Raw genomic sequence first — 24,191 nt, 5'->3', positions numbered from 1 at the left:
TGTAGTTTTTTGGTTTTAAAATCGGTTAAGGTAGTAGTTTATGTAAGATTTAATTACCTATAACTTCTACAAATACTCCATCTGGATCCTGAAATAAAATAAAAGTTCTTCCATCTGGCAAATTTATTGGTGTCTCACCAAGCAATGGAATATTGTTCTCTTTTAAGCGCTGTAGTATTTTATCTGTGGATTTGATAAAATAAGTGGTGTACTGCATTCCATTCTGATCTTGAATATGTTTGTCCGGAGTGGTTTTTTCATTGCCGAAGGTAACCAGTTTCAATTCAGTGGCATTAGGGTCGTCTACAACTTTCAATATTTTTACATCAAAAGGAGTACCACCACTCAATCCAGATCTTTTACCGAAAGTTTCATCAATACTGAAACCTCCGGTTTCTTTCATTCCCATGATTTTGGTGTAAAAATCCAAGGATGTTTCAATATCCGAAACAATTATTCCAATTGATATGGTAGGATTTGCATATTCGGTCTGTGCCCTGCCAACAGCGATGGAAAATGCTAAAAATAAAATGCTGAAAATAGTATGCTTCATAGTTGAAGGTTTTTTTGATTTCTTTAAAGTAGCAAATTGGATCAATCTATAAAAGTAACCTTGATGATTTTGCCATTTTGAACCTCATAAATGGCCACTGTACTGATTTGGGAACCATTAATGGTGACAAATTCTTCATCAATGACCTTGTTTCCCATAACAATACGATTCTTTATTTGGCAATGTAGGTCTGGCGTATTTTCAAAAAAGGTATTGTATTGTTTCTTCATTTTCTCTTTTCCTTCAGAAATCAAGTCATTGGGAAAATTATAGAGTTTAACATCTTCGGAATAGGTGTCCATGAAAGCTTCTATATTTCTTGCGTTGTATGCATCAAGCTGTTTTTGAACAATCACCTTTGGTGATTCCTCGGCCACAAATGCCAATCGGGTTTTAGCCGGATTGACTGCTATTCGGGTTATGTTATTGATTTCTTCCTGAGAAAATTGCATGATCTCTTGCCAACCTGATTCAGATTCGGTTTCAAACATTAACAAGGATTTACCATTGCCTGTTAAGATGAGATTATTGTTCAGCCAACATATATCTTCTTTTCCGTAGGTTTTGGCAATTGATACCATGTCCCCAGAAATGGGGTTTATAGACCTTATCTCCCAAACTTTGTTCGCTTTGCTGATAAAACTGATGAGGTCGGTACCTGGAATCTTGTGCAAAGACCTGCCCACATTTTTTTGAAGTGTACGATTGGTTTTGTTTTTTAAATCGGTCACTACCAAATCCAATCTGTCTTCCACTAATACCGATGAAACCAAAACATGCTCATTATACCAAACATGGTACCCTATTTTCAAATCTGAAATGGGTTTGGATTCACCTGAATCAATATCATATTCATAGAGCAATTGTAACCCATCCAAATCCAACCGTATGGATGAAATGGCATCTTTACCGGGCATTTTGAGTGGAGAATATTCGCTTCCCAAAGGTGTGTCCGATATCCAAGTGGAAGTACTTCCTTTATTGATATTGAACTTTAAAATATCTGTCTGGTCCGCTCTTGTTGAAGAAAACAACAAAGTGTTATTGTCCCAAAATGAAGGTTGGTTGTCATAGCCCTCATTATTTGAAATATTTTTAGGGTTGGAAAGAATAGGTTTTCCATTGTCCAATGTTAAATCAAAAAGATATACTTCTGTATTGGCTTGACCACTAAGAAACAATAGTCCAGAGAACCAAATCAGTATAAAAACCCTGAAGATCATTTTTTTACAAAACTTTTTAATACTTCCCGTACTCGTTTGGTATTTTCTACGTGGTATTTTGCTTGGGTTTTCTTGAGCCCAACCTTAACGGTGACTGCTGAATTTGGTAATTCTTGGAACATAAATTCATCTGTCCAGTCATCGCCCATGGCAAAAACAAAATCATAATCGGCTTCGCCTAACATCCTAACGGCAGCTCTTCCTTTGTTCACGTTGCTGCTTTTTACTTCCATCACCTTATTTCCGTTTAGGACGCTGATGTCATCATTGCCAATGAGGCTGGTAAGCACGGTATTGAGCTCTGTGGCTCTTTTTTCACCAAAATCAGGGTCGGTGTTACGATAGTGCCAAGCCAAGGAATAGTTTTTTTCTTCAACAAATGAACCAGGGGTTCTATCTACAAAAGATTCTAGAACCGGTCTAATCTTTTCCATCCATTCTCCTTTCACTTTTTCCAAAAGCTTAAAATCTTCACCATTTCGGGAAATCCATACCCCATGTTCCACAATCATATTGTACTTTTTTGGGAGGAACCATTTACCAAAAGTTTGTTTGTCTCTTCCACTGATCAAAAACAAAGTGGTGTTTTCTTGTTGTGCCAATTGATCTAATAGCTGATAAAGTTCTTCATCTGGGGAAGCCTTTTGTGGGTCTTTGTGAAAACCAACAAGCGTGCCATCATAGTCAAGGAAAACCAATCTTTTTTTGGCTTTGGCATAACTGTGTTCAATGTCTTCTAGAATAGAATCGGATAATTTTTGGGAGATGAATTCCTGACTTCCATCGCTTTTTTGCTTCAAGGCACTCATGAATTCATTGGCCCAGACTTCAACATTATAGCGTTCCAAACGGTTCTGGAGGAAAGTATTTCGGGCTATTTGTTCTTCAACCGTCATGGTTATGGCTTGTTTCAGAGTGTCCGCTTGTTGTTCAAAATTATTGGGGTTGATCAAAAGGGCTTCATTCATTTCATATGCAGAACCCGCCATTTCACTCAAGATGAGCACTCCAGTTTTATCAGTTCTTGTGGCTATATATTCTTTGGCCACTAAGTTCATGCCATCTCTTAGAGGGGTCAACCATGCTATATCACTAGACGTATATAAATCTATAAGGTTTTCAAAGGGCAAAGAGCGATAAAAGTACCAAATGGGAGTCCAGTTGACGGTGGAAAGTTCACCATTGATACGTCCGACCAGTTCATCAATCTCTTTTTTAAGTAATTGGTATTGGGGCACATTGGAGCGAGAGGGAACGGCGAGAATAATCAATCGCACCTTTTCTTTATACTCTGGGTATTTGTTCAAAAAATACTCAAAAGCATTGATCCGCTTGGCGATACCTTTACTGTAATCCAATCGGTCTATGGAAAGAATCAGTTTAGTATCTGGAGCTGAAGCTATATGGCTGTCGAGTCTTTTTTGAAGGTCACTTTTGTTTTTGTTCTTTTTCTTTTGGTGGTCAACAGCTGCATTTTTAAATTTTTTATAATCAATTCCCATAGGGAAAGAGTCCACTTTAATAACACGATTATCCATGTAAATATCATTGAAGCTTACCTCCAGACCCAGCAATCTTCTCACGGAACTTAAGAAATGACGTTCATAGTCATAGGTGTGAAAACCAATCAGGTCAGCACCCAATAAACCTTCTAAAACTTCCTGGCGCCAGGGAAGTGTCCTGAAAATCTCATAAGAAGGAAATGGAATGTGCAGAAAGAACCCGATAGAGGTTTTTGGTCTTTTTTCGCGTACCATTTGTGGAACCAATAGCAACTGATAATCGTGTACCCAAATTATATCATCTTCATCTGATTTTTCTATAATGGCATCGGCAAATTTTTGATTTACTTGCTTGTATGTGTTCCAAAAATCAAGTTCAAACTCAGAGTACTCCAAAAAATAGTGAAAGAGTGGCCAAACCGTACGATTGCTAAACCCAAAATAAAAACCTTCCACCTCATTGGCCGTTAAGTTGACCTTGGCGCAGCCATTTTCTTTCAAAGCTTCATCAATATCGGCTTCAAGTTCATGGGGAGTATCCTCAGAAGTAAGTCCAGACCAACCAATCCATAGGCTTTCGCCACCGCTGTGAACAGATTTCATACCTGTGGCCAAACCTCCTACACTCGGAATTGCATCAATATTTCCATTGCTAATTTGTAATTGAATTGGGAGTCTATTTGAAATTATGATAGTTTTGGGCATAAAAGATAGCTTTTGGCGGGTTTTACTTTTAAGTTTTTTTAAAATTCGTGAAATTCGGGCGCAAAAGCAATTGATTGGAAACCTTTTGCCGAAATTTGATTTATGGATAACTTAGATTACGGAATTATTGGTAATTGCAGAAGTGCTGCTTTGATTTCAAAAATAGGCTCATTGGACTGGTGTTGTTTGCCTGAGTTTGATTCTACCTCGGTCTTTGCAAAACTTTTGGATGAAAAAAAAGGAGGAAGCTTTCAAATCTTAACTGATGAAGAATATACCATTCATCAAGAATATTATAAGCACACCGCCATATTGGTTACTAGATATTCCCGTGAGGAAGATGTATTTGAGGTACATGATTTTATGCCAAGGTATCTTAAAAAGAACGGAAAGTATAACGCTCCTCCAGAGATTGTAAGGTATATTAAATATGTTTCTGGCACTCCTAGATTTAAGGTGTTGTACGACCCAAAACTAGAATATGCACTGGGGCAGACAGATCACCACGTTAAACCTAGTTTTGTGGTTAGCTTAACCCATAAAGTACAATATGACACATTGTTTCTCTATACTTCTTTTAATAAGAACACCGTTATGGATAGCGGTGAAATCATACTGAAGGAAGACGGATTTTTTTCCATCTGTTACAACGAAAAAATATTAAAACCCACCACTCCCAAAGTAGCTTTGGAACTTGAAAGAACAAAAGTCTATTGGTTGGACTGGGTGGACAGGACCCCAACGTACAAGCAGTTCAATGATGAAATCATCCGAAGTGGGATTACCTTAAAGATGTTGACATACGATAAAACCGGTGCCGTATTGGCAGCCGCAACCACTTCTTTACCAGAGACCATTGGCGAGGTAAGGAATTGGGATTATCGTTTCTGTTGGATACGGGATGCCTCTATGGTCATTAAGGTGGTATCAGAATTGGGGCATAAGAATTCAGCCAAGCGTTATCTGCAGTTCATCATCGACTTGATGCCAGATAAGGATGAAAAACTCCAAATCATGTATGGTATCAATAAGGAGAAGACCCTTACCGAGAAAACCTTAAAACACTTAGATGGGTATAAAGGTTCCAAGCCTGTGCGCATAGGTAACGCTGCTTATAAGCAAAGACAGAATGATATCTATGGTATTTTGATGGATGTGATTTATGAGCAGTTGGTCAAATTCAGTAATGATATTGAAAATGGTGAGGAACTTTGGAGTATCACCAAAGGCATTGTATGGATTGTGAGCAAACACTGGATGGAACCTGATAAGGGAATCTGGGAGTTTAGAGGTGAAGATAGACACTTCACTTTTTCCAAGGTTTTGTGTTGGGTGGCACTGGATAGAGCGATTAAAGTTGCCAAAATATTTGGAAAAAACCGAAAGATTGAAAAATGGACTGCTTTGGAGCAGGAGATCAAAAAGGACATCCACGCAAATGCATGGAACGGTGAAGTCAATGCATTTGTACAATCATATGGTTCTAAACATTTAGATGCTTCAGTACTGCTGATGGAACCTTATGGTTTTATTCATGCTAAAGACCCTAAATATGTAAGCACAGTTCAAGCGATTGAGGAAAATTTGAGCAATGATGGATTGTTGTACAGATATAAGAACGAGGATGACTTTGGGCTGCCTTCTTCATCTTTTACCATTTGTACGTTTTGGTTCATCAACAGTCTCTTTAAAATTGGAGAGGAAGAAAAAGCGTTGGAGCATTTTGAACGCTTGTTGAGCTACAGCAACCATTTAGGACTCTTTAGTGAGGATATTGATTTTAAGACCAAAAGGTTGTTGGGGAACTTCCCGCAGGCGTACTCACATTTGGCATTGATTGAATGTGCCATTAATTTCTCCCGCAAGAAGAGTGAGGAAAAGATTTTGGAATCGATACGATAAAAACAAAAACCGCTCCTTTAAGAGCGGTCTTCACAAATTTCAGCTTTGTCTCAGCATTATTTGAATTAGTCAAAGGTATACCCGTTATCCGCAGCTACTTTATCCGCAATTTGGGTGCGTAGTGCTACGACATTGGGTTGATTTGTATATTTCGTAAAACGTTTAAGGCCCATGAGCATCATGCGTTGTTCATCTCCTTCGGCAAAAGAAACAATGGCTTCTTTTCCTTTTTGATTGATGATATCCACAGCTCTGTAGAGGTATAATTTAGACATTGCAATTTGAGTAGCTTGTGCCTCCTCACCAAAACGTTTGGCATTTTTCTCTGTACGAAGAATGGTAGATTCAGCTAAATAAATTTGAATCAAAATATCAGAGGCTGACATTAACAGCATCTGGTGTTGTTCCAAGTCTGGTCCAAATTTTTGAACTGCACTACCAGCAACCATAAGGAATACTTTTTTCAAACGAGCTACCAAATCTTTTTCCTCTGCAAAAAGCTCGGAAAAATCAGGCGTGTCAAAAGAAGGGATTCCCATTAATTCTTCACCAACTGCCGTAGCCGGACCTAAAAGGTCTACATGGCCACGCATTGCTTTTTTCACCAACATGCCCACGGCCAACATTCTATTGATTTCGTTGGTTCCTTCATAGATTCTAGAGATACGGGCATCTCTCCAAGCAGATTCCATAGGGGTGTCGGCACTAAAGCCCATTCCACCAAAAATCTGGATTCCTTCATCTGTAGTATGTTGAACATGTTCTGAGACCGCCACTTTTAGTATAGAGCACTCAATGGCATATTCTTCCACACCTTTAAGCTCTGCTTCTTGATGGGAGTTGCCTTCAGATTGGCGAATAGCAATTCTATCCTCAATATTTTTAGCTGCACGATAGCAAGCCGATTCATCTACATAAGCATTGGTTGTCATATCGGCAATTTTAGCCTTAATGGCACCAAAGTTCATGATTGGTGTCTTGAACTGAATGCGCTCATTGGCATATTTGGTAGCTTCGGTAATGATTCTTCGTTGAGCTTCCAAACAGGCTGCGGCCAGTTTAATTCTACCAACATTTAGAGCATTCATGGCAATCTTGAATCCATTGCCTCTTTCAGAAAGCATGTTTTCTACAGGAACTTTGGTCTCGTTGAAAAATACTTGTCGGGTAGAGGAGGAGTGAATTCCCAGTTTCTTTTCCTCATCACCTAAGGTGATGCCGTTTTCTGGGTCATTTTCTACAATAAAACCAGTAATGTTCTTATCATCTTCAATACGGGCAAAAACAATGAATAGGTTACAAAATCCTGCATTGGAAATCCACATTTTTTGTCCAGTAATGCTATAGTGTTTTCCATCTTCGGACAAAACAGCTTTGGTTTTACCAGAATTGGCATCAGAACCAGCTCCAGGCTCCGTTAAGCAATAGGCGCCAAACCATTCACCTGAAGCTAATTTGGGGACGTACTTTTGTTTTTGTTCTTCAGTTCCATACAGTGTAATGGGCATTGTCCCGATTCCTGTATGTGCGCCAAATGCAGTACTAAAAGAACCTGTGGCTCCAGAAATATAATCGCAGACCAACATGGTGGATACAAAACCCATTCCCATTCCACCGTAGGCTTCAGGTACCGCTATACTGAGCAACCCAAGTTCACCGGCTTTGCGCATACATTCTTCTGTAAAACCATAATCTTTTTTCTCAAAACGCTCCCAATGCGCCCAAAGCTCGCGGTCTACATATTCTTTGGTACTTTCACGCATCATCTTTTGTTCCTCGCTGAGGTCTTCCAAGGTAAATATGTCTTCGCAGTTGGTCTCCTTTACCAAAAACTGACCACCTCGAAGTAGATCTTTATTTAGGGTTTCAGCACTCATAGCTATTGTGTTTAATTTTTCAGTTTAAAAATTCGTAAATACCAGCTGCGCCCTGTCCTGTTCCGACGCACATGGTCACCATTCCGTATTTGCCTTTCATGTCGCGTTTGCGCATTTCATCAAAGAGCTGTACGGATAGCTTTGCTCCGGTGCACCCTAAAGGGTGGCCCAACGCAATGGCGCCGCCATTGACATTGACCAGCTCTTGGTTCAGGTCCAATTCACGGATTACTGCCAAGGATTGGGAAGCAAAGGCTTCGTTCAATTCAATAAGTTCAATGTCCTTTTGTTGCATTCCAGCTTGTTTCAGCGCTTTTGGAATGGCTTTTACTGGACCTATACCCATAATCCTGGGTTCTACACCAGCTGCGGCATAGTTTACCAAGCGAGCAATAGGTTCAAGCTTCAACTCTTTTACCATTTCTTCGCTCATCACCATAACGAAAGCAGCACCATCACTCATTTGGGACGAGTTACCAGCAGTCACGCTACCATCTGCAGCAAAAACGGGGCGTAATTTGTTCAAGGTGGGAATATTGGTTCCTTTCCTTGGCCCCTCATCCTTGTTTACCGTGTAGTTTTTGGTTTCTTTTTTTCCGGCTGAATTAACGAAAGTGTGTTCTACTTCTATGGGAACAATCTGGTCTTGGAATCTGTCTTCTTCCAAGGCTTTCAATGCCTTCATATGGGAGTTGTATGCAAAAACATCTTGGTCTTCCCTAGAAACTTTGAATTGTTTTGCGACAGCTTCTGCCGTCAAACCCATGCCCCAATAATAATCTTCGTGGCCTTCTTTGGCCGTGGCATAATCTGGGGTGGGCTTATAGCCTCCCATGGGGATAAAGCTCATACTTTCTGAACCGCCGGCAATGATACACTCCGCCATTCCCGATTGGATTTTTGCTGTTGCAATCCCTATGGTTTCCAATCCGGATGCGCAATAACGGTTGACGGTGACCCCGGGGACATCTTCAATATTCAATCCCATCAAAGAAATAAGGCGGGCCATGTTCAATCCTTGCTCTGCCTCTGGCATGGCATTGCCCACAATAACGTCATCAATACGTTTTTTGTCCAATTGAGGCAGTTCTTTCATCATATGCTCAATGGTTTCTGCTGCCAGTTCATCGGGTCTTTTGAATCTGAACAGACCACGGGGAGCTTTTCCTACTGCCGTTCTGTATGCTTTTACGATATATGCTGTTTTCATTCTAGTTTCTTAAAGGTTTACCTGTTTTCAACATATGTTGGATGCGTTCCAAAGTCTTTCGTTCTGTACAAAGTGAAAGGAAGGCTTCGCGTTCTATATCCAAGAGGTATTGTTCGGTCACATAACTGGCTTCGGAGAGGTCACCACCTGCCATGACATAAGCCAATTTATTGGCCATTTTCTTGTCATGTTCAGAAATATACTGTCCCGCTTCCATGGAATCCGTGCCCACCAAGAACATTCCCAAGGCTTGTTTGCCCAATACTTTGACATCCTTTCTTTTTGGAGGTTGAGTATAGCCAGCTTCTGCCATCAATTTGGCATGTGCCTTTGCTGTAGCTATTTGTCGGTCTTTGTTCACAACCACTACATCTTTTCCTTTTTGAAGAATGCCCAAATCAAAGGCTTCATAGGCCGAAGTGGATACTTTTGCCATTCCTATGGTCAAGAAATATTCTTGTAGTACGTTAAGTTCCACATCATTTTTTCTAAAGGTGTCGGAAGCACGTAGTGCCATTTCCTTGGAGCCTCCACCACCGGGAATCACACCAACTCCGAACTCTACTAAACCTATGTAGGTTTCTGCGGCAGCCACAACTTTGTCTGCATGCATGGAAAGTTCACATCCGCCACCCAAGCACATACCGTGGGGTGCCGAAATAGTGGGAATGGACGAATAACGCATACGCATCATGGTGTCCTGAAAATATTTGATGGCCATGTTGAGTTCGTCATATTCCTGTTCGACGGCCATCATAAAAATCATTCCGATATTGGCACCGACGGAGAAATTGGCAGCTTGGTTACCAACAACCAATCCTTGAAAATCTTTTTCAGCCAAATCGATTCCTTTGTTGAGTCCGGCCAAAACATCTCCACCAATGGTGTTCATTTTGGATTGAAATTCCACATTAAGGATTCCATCGCCCAAATCTTCAATGACAACGCCACTATTTTTGAAAACCTCATTGGATTTTCTGATGTTGTCCAAGATGATAAAGGCATCCTGTCCAGGCACTTTTTCCATGGCCTTTTTGGGGATGTCATAAAAATAGGTCGCCCCATCTTTTACGGAATAGAAGGTTTCGATTCCAGCAGCTTTCATTTCTGAAACCCAAGAAGCAGCTTCCAATCCTTCGGCTTTGATGAATTCCAATCCTTTTTCCAATCCTACAGCATCCCAAATTTGGAACGGACCGTGTTCCCAGCCGAAACCGGCCTTCATGGCATCGTCTATCTTATAAAGCTCATCTGTGATTTCTGGAATGCGATGGGTGACGTAAGCAAAGAGGGCTCCAAAACTTTTTCTGTAAAATTCTCCAGCCTTATCTTTTCCAGCAGTCAACACAGCAAACCGGTCAATGACCTTGTCTATGGTTTTTGTCAACTCCAACGTGGCGAATTTGGCGCTTTTTTTGGAGCGATAGTCCATCGAATCCAAATCCAACGTCAGGATTTCACTTTTCCCATCATCTCCTTTGACTTTTTTATAGAAACCTTGGCCAGATTTACTTCCCAACCATTTGTTTTCCATCATGGTATTAATGAAGTCGGGGAGTTGGAATAACTCGTGGCGTTCATCGTCCTTACAGTTTTCACTGATTCCATTGGCTACATGCACCAAAGTGTCCAAACCAACAACATCCACGGTACGGAAAGTAGCTGACTTTGGTCTGCCGATAACAGGACCTGTAAGTTTATCAACTTCCTCCACCGTCATGCCTAAATCCTTCACGGCATGGAATAAACTCTGAATACTGAAGATTCCTATTCGGTTTCCAATAAATGCCGGAGTATCTTTGGCCACTACCGAAGTCTTGCCCAAAAATTGCTCTCCATATCCGTTTAAAAAGTCCAATACATCTTTAGATGTATTTGGACCGGGAATGATTTCAAAAAGTTTTAAATATCTAGCAGGGTTGAAAAAGTGGGTGCCACAGAAATGTTTTTGGAAATCCTCACTTCTTCCTTCATTCATAAATTTAATAGGAATCCCCGAAGTGTTGGAAGTGATCAGTGTTCCGGGAGTTCGGTGTTTATCCAGATTTTCAAACACTTGTTTTTTGATATCCAAACGCTCAACCACAACCTCAATAATCCAATCTACTTCGCTTACTTTGGAAATATCATCTTCCAAGTTTCCAGTAGTGATACGGTCTGCAAACTTTTTATGGTAAATAGGGGAGGGTTTGGATTTTAAAGCAGCGGTTAGGGAATCGTTCACTAAACGATTTCTGACCACCTTCTCTTCAAGGGTAAGGCCTTTAGCCTTTTCTTTTTCAGTAAGTTCTCTTGGAACGATGTCCAATAATAAAACCTCGACACCAATATTGGCAAAGTGACAGGCTATGCCACTTCCCATGATACCGGAACCGATTACGGCAACTTTGTTGATATGCCTTTTCATTTATGAAATTCTATTAATTAGTTGTTTTGATGTATATTTTCTTATCAGAGATAAGCTTGTTGATGACTTCAGCGGTTCTAAAAAAACTGATTAAATCTTCTTCCGAAACATGTTCCCGAACCACGTCATTGAATCTCAGTACCACATCTTTGGAGTCTTTACGTTTTTCCAATCCCAATGCCGTTAGGTGAATCAATACACCTCTTCCATCTTTTGGGTTTGGTTTGCGTTGAATGTATCCTCGTTCTTCGATGTTCTTTAAAATTCTGGAGAGACTTGTGGCCTCCATCCCCATTTTTGGCCCAAGTGCGGTACTTGGAGTGCCTTTTTTTGGATCAATACTCAACAACGTAAAACCAATGGCCATGGTAAGCCCATAGTTCTTAGCTTCTTCATTGTACATTTTACTCACCGCTTGCCAAGTGGCCCTTAGGGCATAATCTATCGTCAAATCTTTCATGAACGTTGGTTGAATGTGCTCAAATATAACAAAATTTATTATGCATGCATAATAAATTCGATAAATGATTCAACCTTTGAATAGAAAAAGTCCTCAAAACAAGAGGACTTAAAAGTTTCTATAGAAGAAGGTCATTTTTCTTAATGCCCATAGATATCATTATAGAGGCTTTGATATTTCTCCCGTATAATTTTTCTGCGCAGTTTCATGGTTGGAGTCAAATGTCCATCATCCACGCTCCACACATCCGGAGTCAACCTGAATTGTTTTACTTTTTCCCATTTGGCAAATTCCTCATTGGCTGAATCCACTTCTTGTTGGATGCGGGCAATTACCTTATCATTTAAAATAATATCTGAATTTTCTCCAATGGTTACCTCATGTCTATTGGCCCATTCATGTAAAAATTCAAAATTGGGCTGGATAAGTGCAGCAGGCATTTTTTCGCCTTCACCCACGACCATGATCTGTTCAATAAAACGGGATTGTTTAAATCGGTTTTCCAACAGTTGTGGTGCAACATACTTTCCGCCAGAGGTTTTGAACATTTCCTTTTTGCGATCCGTGATTTTTAAGAACCCTTCAGAATCAATCTCACCAATGTCGCCAGTGTGAAAATAATTATCCGTCATCACTTCGGCCGTCTTTTCGGAATCTTTATAATAGCCCATCATCACGTTAGGGCCTTTGCACAGAATTTCCCCATCATCGGCTATTTTCACTTCTACGCCATCAATAATACGACCTACGGTGCCAATTTTCCATCCTTTGTTACGTTCATCGTTCACAGCAATTACAGGAGAAGTTTCCGTTAGGCCGTAACCTTCCATAACGGGCATGCCAGCAGCTGCAAAAACTCTTGCTAAACGAGGTTGCAGAGCGGCACTTCCAGAAACCATAATTTCCAGATTTCCACCGAGACCATCTTGCCATTTGCTGAAAATCAGTTTTCTGGCCAAAGCCAACTTTTGATTGTACAGCCATCCATTTTGGCCATAGGGTTTGAATTTCAACCCAAGCTCCACCGCCCAGAAGAATAGTTTCTTTTTAACACCCGTCAACAAAGCTCCCTTTGCAATGATGGCATCGTATACTTTTTCCAAAAGTCGCGGTACTACGGTCATCACATTAGGTTTGACCTCTTTTACATTATCACTGATTTTATCCAAACCTTCTGCAAAATAGATTTCAATACCGCAATACTGATATAGGTATAAAATCATTCGTTCAAAGATGTGGCAAACAGGAAGGAAACTTAAAGCACTTCCACCGGATTCAAAAGGAACTCTTTTTTCACTGGAAACCACATTGGAAACAATATTGTCATGAGATAACATCACCCCTTTTGGTCTTCCTGTTGTTCCAGAGGTATATATTAAGGTAGCCAAGTCTTCTGGTTTTACTTGGTCTTTTAATTCCTGTACATTTTTTTGGTTGGATGTGTCGGCCCCCAAATCCAAAATTTCTTTCCAATTCTTGCAATTTCCTAGCTCATCAAAAGAATAAATATCCTTCAATTTTTTCAGTTTGGTACTGATGGATAGTACTTTTTCCAACACCTCGCCACAGGAAACAAAACAGTATTTGGCTTCGGAATGGTTCAGTACATATTCATAATCCTCTTCTGAAATCGTAGGATAAATAGGTACGGTCTGCGCTCCAATCTGCAGTACCCCAATATCCATAATATTCCATTCTGTTCTGTTGGTCATGGAAATAATGGCAATTTTATCATTGGGTTTTACGCCTAGTCTTAAAAGAGCCCTGCTCACCGCATTGGTCTTGTCTATATACTCTTGGGTTGAAGTAGCTACCCATTTACCGTTCTGTTTGGTCACCAATGCCTTTTCAAGGGGGAGGGTATTCAATTGATAATAGGGGAAATCAAATAATCTAGTAACTTTTTGCATAGTAAGTTTCAGTAAAGTAATTGCAAAATAGGGAAAGGAAGTGGGATTTTAAAATGGGTAATTCAAAATTTGGTCGGATTATTTGATAATCTTATGGAATATGTAGTTTCATTCCTTCATGGGAATCTATAAATCCCAATGATTTATAAAATTCCAGGGCATCGGGTCTTTTCTTATCCGTGGTCAATTGTATTACATGGGCTCCTTTTTCTTTGGATTTTTCAATGGACCACTTAAAAAGCTGTTTTCCAATTCCTTTTCCCCGATAATCTTCATGGATACGAACGGCTTCAATTTGGGCCCGGATTCCACCTTGATAGGTCAAATATTGGAGGAAACTCAATTGCAATGTGCCAATGATCTGATTGACCTCATTTTCAATCACTACCAATTCCTGATTGGAATCATGATTGATATTTTCAAAAGCCTCAAGGTACTTTTGGGGAAGCGGGTCCTTATAATCTTCCCGAAGCTTGCCCAGTTTGTCATTGGCCAATAGCTGGACAATGGCCGGGATATCTTCTTTTTTTGCCTTTCTAATGTTCATTGTTCACTTTTTCCACCCATTCCCTGGCATTCACAAAGGCCTGTAGCCAAGGGGAAACCGTATCTTCTCTATCCTTTGGATAGTGTGCCCAGTTCCAAGGGAAAGTGGAACGCTCAATATGCGGCATGGTCACTAAATGTCGACCAGTTTTGTCGCACAACATGGCTGTATTGTAATCGCTGTCATTGGGATTAGCGGGATAACCTTCATACCCATATTTGGCTACAATATCGTAATGTTCTTCGGCATGAGGCAAACTAAACTTACCCTCTCCGTGGGAAATCCATACACCCAAGGTGGTTCCTGCCATGTTGGACAACATCACGGAGTTATTTTCCTGGATTTTTACCGAAGTGAAATTGCTCTCGTGCTTGTCAGATTCATTGTACGTCATTCTACCATGGGTCTCATGCTCTGGATTAATAAGATCCAATTCCATGAATAACTGACAACCATTACAAATACCTACAGATAATGTATCAGGCCTGTTGAAAAAGTTTTTGAGGGCCTTATTGGCCTTTTCGTTGTACTTAAAAGCTCCGGCCCAACCTTTTGCGCTTCCCAGTACATCAGAATTGGAAAAACCGCCCACTGCGCCAATAAATTGGATGTCTTCCAAGGTTTCACGGCCCATAATCAAGTCGGTCATGTGCACATCCTTCACGTCAAAACCTGCCAAATGCATGGCATTGGCCATTTCACGTTCGGAATTACTTCCTTTTTCCCGGAGAATGGCCGCTTTGGGTCGACTTCCTAGAACAGGAACTTTGGGCAGCTCACCCGTAAAGCTTTTTGGGAAATTATAGTTTAGGGGTTGATGCTTGTAATTTTCATACCTGTCCTTTGCCAGACCTTTTGCGGTCTGCTGCTCATCCAATAGGTACGATGTCTTAAACCAAGTATCTCGGAGTGAGGCAATGTTCAATCCAATTTCAATACCGTTATTTTTGATTTGCAGCGTGTTTTCAGAAGTAACTGTTCCAATTCGTTTTACGTCGATTCCAGCTTTTTCAAAAGTTTCTTCAACGGAAGCATCCTTGGATTGAAGCACCAGTCCAACATTTTCAGAAAATAATAGTTTGATACTGTCCGGTTCTCCCAAATCGGAAAAATCTATATCAGCTCCCAGATCATTGTCCGCAAAGCACATTTCCAAGAGCGTGGTGATCAACCCTCCTGAAGCTACATCGTGCCCAGCTAGAATCTGGTCAGCTTTTATGAGTTGTTGAAGCATATTGAACACGGTTTTGACATACTCGGCATCCAATACCGAAGGAGCTTCGTTCCCAATGCCATTTAAAATCTGGGCAAAAGAACTGCCTCCTAGTTTGTGCTCGTCTTTGGAAAGGTTGATGTAGTAGATGTCCCCGCCATCTTTTTGCAGCACGGGTTCCACAACCTTGGTAATTTCATCACAATGGCCCGCAGCAGAAACAATTACGGTACCAGGAGATAAAACCTCTCCATCTTTGTATTTCTGTTTCATGGAAAGCGAGTCCTTTCCCGTGGGCACATTAATGCCCAAGGCAATGGCAAAATCAGACAGCGCTTCCACAGCTTCGTATAATCTTGCATCTTCGCCTTCATTTCGGCAGGGCCACATCCAATTGGCAGAAAGCGATACGGATTTTAATCCATCTTTAAGTGGAGCCCAAACCATGTTGGTCAATGCTTCGGCTATGCTATTTCTACTTCCCGCCACAGGATTGATCAAACCAGAAATGGGAGAGTGCCCAATACTGGTCGCTATGCCCTCCTTACCTTTAAAATCCAGGGACATGACCCCGCAATTGTTCAAGGGCAATTGCAAAGGACCGGCACACTGTTGTTTGGCCACATGACCACCAACGCAGCGATCCACTTTATTGGTCAACCAATCCTTGCAGGCAACAGCTTCCAATTGTAATACTTGCTCTAAATAGTCGTGAAAATGTTCTAGAGAATAGGAGAGAGGGGCGTATTGTCTATCCACAGAAACATCATCCATGATGGTTTTTGGAGAGCTTCCAAACATGTCGGAAAGCTCTAGATCCATAGGTTTTTCTCCGGTTGATTTGGATTCAAAAGTAAATCTGTGGTCCCCAGTTACACCGCCTACGTTGTACATGGGAGAACGTTCACGAGCTGCGACCCGTTCCAATAAATCCATGTCTTTTTCTCCAATGACCAATCCCATGCGTTCTTGGGACTCATTTCCAATCAACTCTTTTTTGGAAAGTGTAGGATCCCCAATAGGCAGTTTGTCCGTGTCAATGGTACCTCCAGTTTCTTCCACTAATTCAGACAGACAGTTAAGATGCCCGCCAGCACCATGATCATGAATGGAAACAATGGGGTTATCATGGCTTTCCAACAATCCGCGGATGGCATTGGAAGCCCGTTTCTGCATTTCTGGATTGGAACGTTGCACGGCATTGAGTTCAATAGCAGAGCTAAATTCTCCGGTATCGGCACTGGAAACGGCGGCACCCCCCATCCCAATGCGATAATTATCCCCACCTAGAATGACTATTCTGTCTCCTTTTTGTGGGGTGTCCTTCAAAGCTTGTTCGGTTTTACCATAACCAATGCCCCCGGCCATCATGATCACTTTATCAAAACCCAATTGTCTTGCCTCTTCCTGATGTTCAAAAGTGAGTACGGAACCAGCAATCAAAGGTTGCCCAAATTTGTTTCCAAAATCGGAAGCACCATTGGAGGCCTTAATCAAGATATCCATGGGGGTTTGATACAGCCATTCCCGCTCTTCCATGCCTTTTTCCCATGGACGATTTTCTTCCAACCGGGAATAGGAGGTCATATAAACAGCCGTTCCTGCCAAAGGCAGTGAACCTTTTCCACCAGCCAAACGATCCCGAATCTCCCCTCCTGAACCTGTAGCGGCACCATTGAAGGGTTCAACTGTGGTTGGAAAATTGTGGGTCTCCGCTTTTAAGGAAAGCACGGAGTCAAATTCCTTTTCTTCGTAAAAATCGGGAACATCGGCACTTTTTGGTGCGAATTGTATGGCTTTTGGCCCTTTGATGAAAGCCACGTTGTCCTTGTAGGCAGAAACAATGTCGTTTGGATTTTCCTCTGAGGTCTTTTTGATGAGTTTGAAGAGGGAAGCGGGCTTTTCTTTTCCATCAATGACAAAAGTGCCGTTAAATATTTTATGGCGACAGTGCTCAGAATTGACTTGACTAAAGCCAAATACTTCGGAATCGGTCAATTTGCGACCTAATTTTTTTGAAAGATCCTCCAAATAGGCAACCTCTTCACCACTAAGGGCCAATCCTTCCTTTTGGTTATAGGCAGCGATGTCGTCAATCTCCAAAATCGCTTCAGGAACAATATCAATGGTAAAGATATTCTGGTCCAACAGCCTGTATTTTTGGGAGAGCATGGGGTCATAATCCAAAAAGTCCTCAGCAACGGCATGGAATTCCTCTACCCGAAGAATTCCTGAGACTCCCATATTTTGGGTAATCTCTGTAGCATTGGTGCTCCACGGAGTAATCATGGCAGCCCGTGGCCCAACAAAAAAGGCGTCCAGTGACGCCGCTTGTATTTTGGGTTGGTTGCCAAACAACCATGTTAATTTTTTAGTGTCTTCTTGAGTGATTTCTTCAGTGGTCTGGACGGCAAAAACCTTGGTCGCCTTGTCCCCAAAAAAATGAATCATACAATTTTTGAGTTGAACGGATTAAGAAAGTGCAAATTTACGATTTTAGAGTGGATTTTGAAGTATGGAAGATTAGAGTTGTTAACTGGTGGTGTTGATAGAGTCGCTGTTTTCTTTCTAGTGATTTGTATATCTCCTTTTCAAATATTCTTTATTTGGGTTTTTGCCATCATTCCGCGCTCTTAATTCTTGTCCATCATATTTTGAATATGGTGTTTCTAAAAGGATTGGATTTAACTCAACACACAAGGTTTCAGGATTTATTCTAAGAAGACCTTCGTCAAAAAGATGATGTAAATCTGACCTTAAGAGCAATCCATTTTCAAGTTGATTTATTCCTGATTCGCTGTGTGGAATAATGTGACAAGCTTCTAAAACAATTTCAGGACCATGTCCACTGACACAACAATTTGAATCGTATACTTTCAACAGCGATTCTCGAAATTTTAGTTGCCTCCTTCTTATATTCCGTGCATATTGTTGTTTGGTAATGAAATCATCATTTGGGATGTGATTGGATTCTTTAACAGGGAATATGTCTAGATTGACATTAATTCTACTTATTGAATTTGTTTTGTTTGACCTTGGGTCACCACCAATATCATCAAATGAAAGAGCTGGATTAAATTCTTTGTAGTCGACTAAATGGGCAGCTAAACGTTTTCTTTGTTTTTCATCAGTATTTAATGGAGGTTTGGACTCAAGTCTATGAATTTTTCCAAAACCTAGAATACGTTTGTCATTTTTGGCAGACTTCTTGGTCAAACAGAAAACTAAAAAATCACCACTTCTAATTTGGTTAGAATTCGGGATTCCAATTGGATATTCATAAGTTTTGCCAATGATGTCTCCATATTGGGATTGTGTTTTATGTAATACAAGCCATGTGGCCATTATACCTTAATTGCTTATGAGGTTATACAATTTTTAGGTAGTCATACTATTTATTCAAATATCATGACTTCAGAATTCAGCTTTATTTGATTTGGGAAAGAATATTATTTGAAAAACATTTAAAACTAGCCATTTTTATCAACTACTTAAAATTTTATATATAGAATCCTTTTCATGACATCCTGTTACCCAAGGTTATAACTAGTTCAAATTAAACCTATAAGAAGCCTATATAGGGCTTTTTATAGGTTTGACGGATTGTAATTTAAACGAACATACCACCTGAAGCTTCTATGCGTTGGCCATTGATCCAAGCCGCGTCCTCAGTACAGAGAAATGCGACTATAGAACCGATGTCCTCACTTTCGCCCACTCTTCCCAATGCGGTTAAGGAGGCAATCATATCCATTATTTGTGGGGCTTGTTCAAAACGGTCTTTGTTGAAATCGGTATTGATTGCCCCGGGAGCAACTGTATTCGCTTTGATTTTACGTTCTCCCAATTCCTTGGCCAAATAACGTGTGTAGACCTCAATAGCTCCCTTCATACAGGCATAGGCCGAATATCCTGGGAAGGAAAAGCGTGCCAATCCGCTAGAAATATTTACGATGCCTCCACCGTTGTTTAAAGTGTCCAACAAAGTCTGCGTTAAAAAATAGACCCCTTTAAGATGTACATTCATCAAGTCATCAAAAGCTTCTTCAGTGGTTTCAGCAACAGAACCGTTATAGCCAAACCCGGCATTGTTGATTAAATAATCAAAGGTTGCGGTATCCAACACATTAGTTAACTGCTCAACCAGTTCTTTTTTAAAGTTGGAAAAGGAGCTAACATTTCTGGTGTCCAATTGAAGGGCCATTCCATTACTTCCAAGTGATTTGATTTGAGCGATGGTGGCTTCAGCCGCTTCTTTATTGGAATTATATGTAATGACAACGTCCAATCCCTTTTTTGCTAGGTTGATGGCCATGTCTTTTCCCAACCCACGGCTACCACCGGTAACCAATGCTATTTTCTTTGTATTCATGATGTTTTCTTTTTTAAAATTCAACACCACAAAGTTCTTGGAGATTCAGGCAAATAGTTTGCGAAGAAGAATCAAAGAATTGTAAAAATCAAACAATTTCCATTTTTCTGAAAGTAGCAGGGGAGTGGGCAGCATGTTTTTTGAAGAAATTGGAGAAATGAGCGGTTTCCTCAAAGCCTAGGGAATTGGCAATTTCCGAGACGTTCCAATTGGTATGGCGCAGTAATATTTTGGCTTCCTGAACGATTCGTTCGGTGATCAATCCCGAAGTGTTCTTCCCCATAGTCTCTTTTAAAGCACGATTTAAATGATTGACATGAATACTTAGTTGGTTCGAAAAATCGGATGCTGACCTGAGCCGCATGCGTTGCATGGGGCTTTCAATGGGAAATTGACGCTCCAATAATTCCATGAACAAACCAGAAATGCGTTCGGAGGCATTGGAATGGGTGTTTTCTGAAATATCGGCAGGCTGCATTTTAAGCGCGGCGTGAATCAATTCGAAAACCATGGTGCGGAGCACATCATATTTAAAAGCATAATCAGAATCGATTTCAACAAACATTTTTTGAAAAATAGGTGCGATTTCCCCCATTTGCTCATCGGTCAGTTGGAAAACCAGATTGCCATTGGGTTGGAAGACGGGATATTGGGTCAAATCTCCAAACTGATGAAAGAAAGTATCCGTGAAAACACAAAAATAGCCCGTCAATTGTTCGTCAATACGTTCCCAATTATAGGGTATTTGAGGGTTGGAGAAGACAATGGCCTGCTTTTCAACATGCACTACCTTATCTGCATAATGCACCTTGCTTTGTCCTTTCACCAAACTGATTTTATAATAATCCCTACGGTTGAAAGGCATGGGTTTGGGTTTGGGACCGGCAAACTCATCCAACTTAAAGACATTAAAATGGCCTATACCAGATTTTACGCTTTCAGGTACGTAATGGTGGGCAGTTTTATAAAATTCTTCTAAGGACACCTTTTTTTGCATAACCCAAAGTTACACAAATCAAATAATTAGCTGGACTTTTCCATCTGAGCCATGTAAAACCCGTCAAAGCCACTTTGGGAAGCAAGGATGCTCTGTTCTTTTATAAAAGTGAAATCTTGTCCGGCTTCGGAAGCTAAAAAATGCTGCACTTGTTCTGAATTTTCTTCAGGCAGGATAGAACAGGTGGCATAAACCAATTTTCCGCCCGGTTTTACCATTTTTGAATAGTCACGAAGTATATCTTGCTGGACTCCTTTGATGCGCTCCAAGAACTCAGGTTCCAATTTCCATTTACTATCTGGGTTTCTTCGAATAACCCCAAGTCCAGAGCATGGAGCATCCAACAATACGCGATCAGCTTTGTTGTGCAGTTTTTTGATGACCTTGGTGTTTTCAATAACTCGGGTTTCCATATTGTGGACACCGTTTCGTCTGGCACGCACCTTTAGCTTTTTCAATTTACTTTCATAAATATCCATGGCAATAAGTTGGCCCTTATTTTCCATTTGAGCGGCCAAATGCAAAGTTTTTCCGCCAGCTCCGGCGCAGGCATCTACAACCCTATGTCCTGGTTGCACTTCCAAAAAGGGGGCTACCAGTTGAGAGGAAGCATCCTGCACTTCAAAAAAACCATCTTTGAAAGCTTGGGTGGTAAAGACATTTTTTCGTTCTATTAATTTGAGGGCATCGGGGTATTCTTTCAGGGTTTCGGTTTCGATGCCTTCTTCCGCAAGTGCTGCCTGCAACTGTTTTTTCTGGATTTTAAGGGTATTGGTTCTGAGGATAACCTCTGCTTGTTGGTTCAATGCAGCTATTTCTGCAGTCCAAAGGGAACCGCCCAAGGCTTTCTCTCCCAATTCATCCAACCAATCTGGAATGGATTCTCTGAATTTCCTGATTTTTGAAAGCTCATCAAATCTTCCTTTGATGCGACGCTCAGGAGTACCTTCGAGCTGTTTCCAGTCTGGAATCCGGATTCCTTTCAAAACACACCAAACGGCAAACAAACGGAATAAATGAGGCCTGGAATAAGGTGCATGTACCTCAGCAATTTCAGCATACAAACGCTTCCAACGAACAATATCGTACGTGGTTTCGGCTATAAAACCCCGATCTCGAGCGCCCCAACGTTTGTCATAGCGCAATACTTTTTCAATGACCTTATCTGCATACTCTCCTTCATTGAAGATGAGATTCAAGGCATCTATTACGGCAAAAACTAGGTTTCGGTGTAAGCGCATGACAAAAAATAAGGTTGCAAAGGTATCATTTCTACTTACTTTTATGGAAAATAAATGCAATGCGGATTTTCAGTCTTCTTTTAGTGATAGTGGTTTTGGTTTCTTGTGCTGACCAAAAAGAGCATCGACCTTTTCAAACGGTAAGCGTGATACCAGTATTTGAGGACTCTGTGAGTATAAGGGCCATTACGTTTTTGGATAACAATACTTTAGCTTTTGCAGGTAGTAAAGGAATCTATGGAACAGTGGACGTAGCTACCCATAAAATTCGTGTCAATGTTCAGCAATATGACTCTATCATTCCCCAATTTCGTGCTGTAGGAAAAACAGCAGAGGACTTTTTTATGCTTTCTATAGATAGTCCTGCACTGTTATTTAAAACTGGTGAAAATGGGGTTATGGAATTGGTTTACAAAGAAGAAGGTGAAGGCGTTTTCTACGATTCGCTTACTTTTTGGAATGATATGGAAGGAATTGCTGTTGGAGATACGGTTAACGGATGTCTGTCCATCATTATTACAAGAGATGGAGGGCATACTTGGACAAAAGTCCCTTGTTCAGATTTGCCTGAGGGAATAGAAGGTGAAGGTGCGTTTGCTGCTAGCGACAGTAATATTGCTGTTATAGGCGATCAAGCTTGGATTGGCACTACCGAAGGTAGAATCTATCATACGGAAGATAAGGGGGTGAGTTGGAATGTTGTTGAAACCCCGATTATTCATGGGGAAGCCACTCAAGGGATATATTCCCTTCATTTTTATGACGAGAACAATGGTTTTGCCATTGGAGGGGATTATACACAACCTAAATCGAAAAAGGCCAATAAAATCAACACACATGATGGGGGCAAGACTTGGAATTTGATTGCTGATGGTCAAGAGCCCAATTATAAAAGTTGTGTGCAATTTGTTCCTAATTCCAGGGGAAAAGGATTGGCTGCAGTTGGTTTCACGGGAATCTCATATTCCGGTGATGGTGGTTTGCATTGGAAAACCCTTAGTGATGCATCTTTTTACACCCTTCGATTTTTGAATGATTCGGTGGCGTATGCAGCAGGCAGGAATAGAATTGCCAAGTTGGAGTTCCACTGAAAGAGCATCAAAGAGTACAAGAGGTTTTGAACAAATACTCCCTATTGCAATTTAAGATACTCTACAATGCTCTGAGCTACTAAACTGCGTCCATGGTTGTTCCAATGCATGTCGTAAATCAATGTCACAGGTCTTTTGGATTCCTCAAAAAACTCACCGAAGTTGATGATGTCGATGTTATTGATTTTGCAATATTCCAAAAATGTTTTGGAAACATGCCTTTCATCCAATAGTAAACTGGTTTTTGATTTGTCAATGGGATAGTCTTTTAGCAGTTTTTCAAAGTTGTTGATGTAAAGGCTATCTAAAGTTATATTGTCCTTATCAGAATGCAAAGATTCCTCTTTCTGCGCGTCCTTTTTGGCAGCCATGAGGTTTTTGATGGGATCTAAAACACCAATTTGCGATGCGTAATACAGTAGTTTTATCTTCTCTCGTAATTTAAATGGAGTGGAATTCAAGGTTTTGATTCTGCCAACATTAGGTTCATACGTATCTCGCACAAAGTCCATTGGATATTTTACGTAGACTACAATTTTGTCAATTTTGTCAAAATCTTCAGCATAAGCGTAAATCAAGTGTAGTTGATCTGCCAAATCCCAACCAGCATATCCATATTCGTAAACTTCTAGATCTTTGGTGCTGTTTTCTATTTTTTTTCCGATGGAATTATAATAATTCTGATGAAAGCCCTGTATGAAGGAATCTCCTATAAGTGCCAATTCCTTTTTGGAATAAGACGGGGTGAACTCACGATACGAATTAAAACCTTGATTGTTGATTCGGTATTCTGAAAAATTCTGTCTTCTATTTCCAGTAACACTATATCCCTTGTATTGAGGTACTCTTTTTTCAACTCCTTGTTTATCAATAAACCTTGGTGAATCTTCAGGATAGAGGTGAAAAGCTCTTACCAAGAGTTCTAGGGCAACAAGAATTAGGACGATATAGATTGATGATTTTACAAATAATTTTACCATA

Annotated in this window: 17 protein-coding genes; 2 read left to right on the top strand and 15 right to left on the bottom strand. The window is 40.6% G+C overall.

Annotated features, from left to right (window positions below; genetic code table 11):
• Nucleotides 1-49: 49 nt before the first annotated feature.
• The 3 genes from HJC33_RS09945 to HJC33_RS09935 are packed head-to-tail and all read right to left on the bottom strand — an operon-like array spanning nt 50 to nt 3,983.
• Complete coding sequence (locus HJC33_RS09945) at nt 50-553, bottom strand: VOC family protein (protein ID WP_171658676.1); 504 nt, start codon at nt 551-553, stop codon at nt 50-52.
• A 41-nt stretch (nt 554-594) separates the two neighbouring features.
• Entirely contained in the window at nt 595-1,776 is a 1,182-nt protein-coding gene (locus tag HJC33_RS09940; protein WP_171658675.1) for a nuclear transport factor 2 family protein, read from the bottom strand.
• Nucleotides 1,773-3,983 carry a bifunctional alpha,alpha-trehalose-phosphate synthase (UDP-forming)/trehalose-phosphatase gene (locus tag HJC33_RS09935; RefSeq protein WP_171658674.1) on the bottom strand — a complete coding sequence of 737 codons (2,211 nt, stop codon included), beginning with the start codon at nt 3,981-3,983 and terminating at the stop codon, nt 1,773-1,775. Before HJC33_RS09935 ends, HJC33_RS09940 begins: the two co-directional genes overlap by 4 nt.
• A gap of 102 nt (nt 3,984-4,085) precedes the next feature.
• On the opposite strand from HJC33_RS09935, the gene HJC33_RS09930 reads away from it, so the two are divergent.
• Complete coding sequence (locus tag HJC33_RS09930; protein WP_171658673.1) at nt 4,086-5,885, top strand: glycoside hydrolase family 15 protein; 1,800 nt, start codon at nt 4,086-4,088, stop codon at nt 5,883-5,885.
• 65 nt (nt 5,886-5,950) lie between these two features.
• Here HJC33_RS09930 and HJC33_RS09925 read toward each other — a convergent pair whose 3' ends face one another.
• From HJC33_RS09925 to HJC33_RS09875, 11 genes are all read right to left on the bottom strand, one after another.
• Entirely contained in the window at nt 5,951-7,762 is a 1,812-nt protein-coding gene (locus tag HJC33_RS09925; protein ID WP_171658672.1) for an acyl-CoA dehydrogenase family protein, read from the bottom strand.
• 19 nt (nt 7,763-7,781) lie between these two features.
• The gene (locus tag HJC33_RS09920) at nt 7,782-8,972 is read right to left on the bottom strand and encodes an acetyl-CoA C-acyltransferase (RefSeq protein ID WP_171658671.1); all 1,191 of its coding nucleotides are present in this window, start codon (nt 8,970-8,972) and stop codon (nt 7,782-7,784) included.
• A 1-nt stretch (nt 8,973) separates the two neighbouring features.
• On the bottom strand, nt 8,974-11,379 hold the full coding sequence (locus HJC33_RS09915) for a 3-hydroxyacyl-CoA dehydrogenase/enoyl-CoA hydratase family protein (protein WP_171658670.1): 2,406 nt from the start codon (nt 11,377-11,379) through the stop codon (nt 8,974-8,976).
• A 13-nt stretch (nt 11,380-11,392) separates the two neighbouring features.
• A complete protein-coding gene (locus HJC33_RS09910; RefSeq protein WP_171658669.1) occupies nt 11,393-11,839 on the bottom strand; it encodes a MarR family winged helix-turn-helix transcriptional regulator in 447 nt (148 codons plus the stop codon).
• 140 nt (nt 11,840-11,979) lie between these two features.
• Nucleotides 11,980-13,749: an AMP-dependent synthetase/ligase gene (locus HJC33_RS09905; RefSeq protein WP_171658668.1), complete on the bottom strand. Its 1,770-nt coding sequence runs from the start codon at nt 13,747-13,749 to the stop codon at nt 11,980-11,982.
• A gap of 91 nt (nt 13,750-13,840) precedes the next feature.
• On the bottom strand, nt 13,841-14,296 hold the full coding sequence (locus HJC33_RS09900) for a GNAT family N-acetyltransferase (protein WP_171658667.1): 456 nt from the start codon (nt 14,294-14,296) through the stop codon (nt 13,841-13,843).
• Nucleotides 14,286-17,960: a phosphoribosylformylglycinamidine synthase gene (gene purL / locus HJC33_RS09895; RefSeq protein WP_171658666.1), complete on the bottom strand. Its 3,675-nt coding sequence runs from the start codon at nt 17,958-17,960 to the stop codon at nt 14,286-14,288. The genes HJC33_RS09900 and purL overlap by 11 nt, the downstream gene beginning before the upstream one ends.
• A 117-nt stretch (nt 17,961-18,077) precedes the next feature.
• On the bottom strand, nt 18,078-18,854 hold the full coding sequence (locus tag HJC33_RS09890; RefSeq protein WP_171658665.1) for an HNH endonuclease: 777 nt from the start codon (nt 18,852-18,854) through the stop codon (nt 18,078-18,080).
• Between the two features lie 265 nt (nt 18,855-19,119).
• On the bottom strand, nt 19,120-19,881 hold the full coding sequence (locus tag HJC33_RS09885; RefSeq protein ID WP_171658664.1) for an SDR family NAD(P)-dependent oxidoreductase: 762 nt from the start codon (nt 19,879-19,881) through the stop codon (nt 19,120-19,122).
• Between the two features lie 88 nt (nt 19,882-19,969).
• A complete protein-coding gene (locus HJC33_RS09880; protein WP_171658663.1) occupies nt 19,970-20,878 on the bottom strand; it encodes a helix-turn-helix domain-containing protein in 909 nt (302 codons plus the stop codon).
• A gap of 26 nt (nt 20,879-20,904) precedes the next feature.
• Nucleotides 20,905-22,119 (bottom strand): RsmB/NOP family class I SAM-dependent RNA methyltransferase, encoded by a 1,215-nt coding sequence (locus tag HJC33_RS09875; RefSeq protein WP_171658662.1) that lies wholly within the window; start codon nt 22,117-22,119, stop codon nt 20,905-20,907.
• A 59-nt stretch (nt 22,120-22,178) separates the two neighbouring features.
• Between HJC33_RS09875 and HJC33_RS09870 the strand changes: the two genes are divergently transcribed.
• Nucleotides 22,179-23,210: a WD40/YVTN/BNR-like repeat-containing protein gene (locus HJC33_RS09870; protein ID WP_171658661.1), complete on the top strand. Its 1,032-nt coding sequence runs from the start codon at nt 22,179-22,181 to the stop codon at nt 23,208-23,210.
• A 41-nt stretch (nt 23,211-23,251) separates the two neighbouring features.
• Here the strand turns inward: HJC33_RS09870 and HJC33_RS09865 are convergent, their stop codons facing one another.
• Entirely contained in the window at nt 23,252-24,190 is a 939-nt protein-coding gene (locus HJC33_RS09865) for a hypothetical protein (protein WP_171658660.1), read from the bottom strand.
• Nucleotide 24,191: the final 1 nt, after the last annotated feature.

The organism is Flagellimonas amphidinii, assembly GCF_013090115.1.
Lineage (GTDB): Bacteria > Bacteroidota > Bacteroidia > Flavobacteriales > Flavobacteriaceae > Flagellimonas > Flagellimonas amphidinii.
Note: the sequence above shows the minus strand (reverse complement) of the source record. Positions and strands in the feature narration are given on the sequence as shown.

Bases quoted from the DNA above. Each gene is read 5' to 3' on its own strand.
- HJC33_RS09945 (WP_171658676.1), bottom strand. From the start codon at position 553: ATGAAGCATACTATTTTCAGCATTTTATTTTTAGCATTTTCCATCGCT.
- HJC33_RS09940 (WP_171658675.1), bottom strand. From the start codon at position 1,776: ATGATCTTCAGGGTTTTTATACTGATTTGGTTCTCTGGACTATTGTTT.
- HJC33_RS09935 (WP_171658674.1), bottom strand. From the start codon at position 3,983: ATGCCCAAAACTATCATAATTTCAAATAGACTCCCAATTCAATTACAA.
- HJC33_RS09930 (WP_171658673.1), top strand. From the start codon at position 4,086: ATGGATAACTTAGATTACGGAATTATTGGTAATTGCAGAAGTGCTGCT.
- HJC33_RS09925 (WP_171658672.1), bottom strand. From the start codon at position 7,762: ATGAGTGCTGAAACCCTAAATAAAGATCTACTTCGAGGTGGTCAGTTT.
- HJC33_RS09920 (WP_171658671.1), bottom strand. From the start codon at position 8,972: ATGAAAACAGCATATATCGTAAAAGCATACAGAACGGCAGTAGGAAAA.
- HJC33_RS09915 (WP_171658670.1), bottom strand. From the start codon at position 11,379: ATGAAAAGGCATATCAACAAAGTTGCCGTAATCGGTTCCGGTATCATG.
- HJC33_RS09910 (WP_171658669.1), bottom strand. From the start codon at position 11,839: ATGAAAGATTTGACGATAGATTATGCCCTAAGGGCCACTTGGCAAGCG.
- HJC33_RS09905 (WP_171658668.1), bottom strand. From the start codon at position 13,749: ATGCAAAAAGTTACTAGATTATTTGATTTCCCCTATTATCAATTGAAT.
- HJC33_RS09900 (WP_171658667.1), bottom strand. From the start codon at position 14,296: ATGAACATTAGAAAGGCAAAAAAAGAAGATATCCCGGCCATTGTCCAG.
- purL (WP_171658666.1), bottom strand. From the start codon at position 17,960: ATGATTCATTTTTTTGGGGACAAGGCGACCAAGGTTTTTGCCGTCCAG.
- HJC33_RS09890 (WP_171658665.1), bottom strand. From the start codon at position 18,854: ATGGCCACATGGCTTGTATTACATAAAACACAATCCCAATATGGAGAC.
- HJC33_RS09885 (WP_171658664.1), bottom strand. From the start codon at position 19,881: ATGAATACAAAGAAAATAGCATTGGTTACCGGTGGTAGCCGTGGGTTG.
- HJC33_RS09880 (WP_171658663.1), bottom strand. From the start codon at position 20,878: ATGCAAAAAAAGGTGTCCTTAGAAGAATTTTATAAAACTGCCCACCAT.
- HJC33_RS09875 (WP_171658662.1), bottom strand. From the start codon at position 22,119: ATGCGCTTACACCGAAACCTAGTTTTTGCCGTAATAGATGCCTTGAAT.
- HJC33_RS09870 (WP_171658661.1), top strand. From the start codon at position 22,179: ATGCGGATTTTCAGTCTTCTTTTAGTGATAGTGGTTTTGGTTTCTTGT.
- HJC33_RS09865 (WP_171658660.1), bottom strand. From the start codon at position 24,190: ATGGTAAAATTATTTGTAAAATCATCAATCTATATCGTCCTAATTCTT.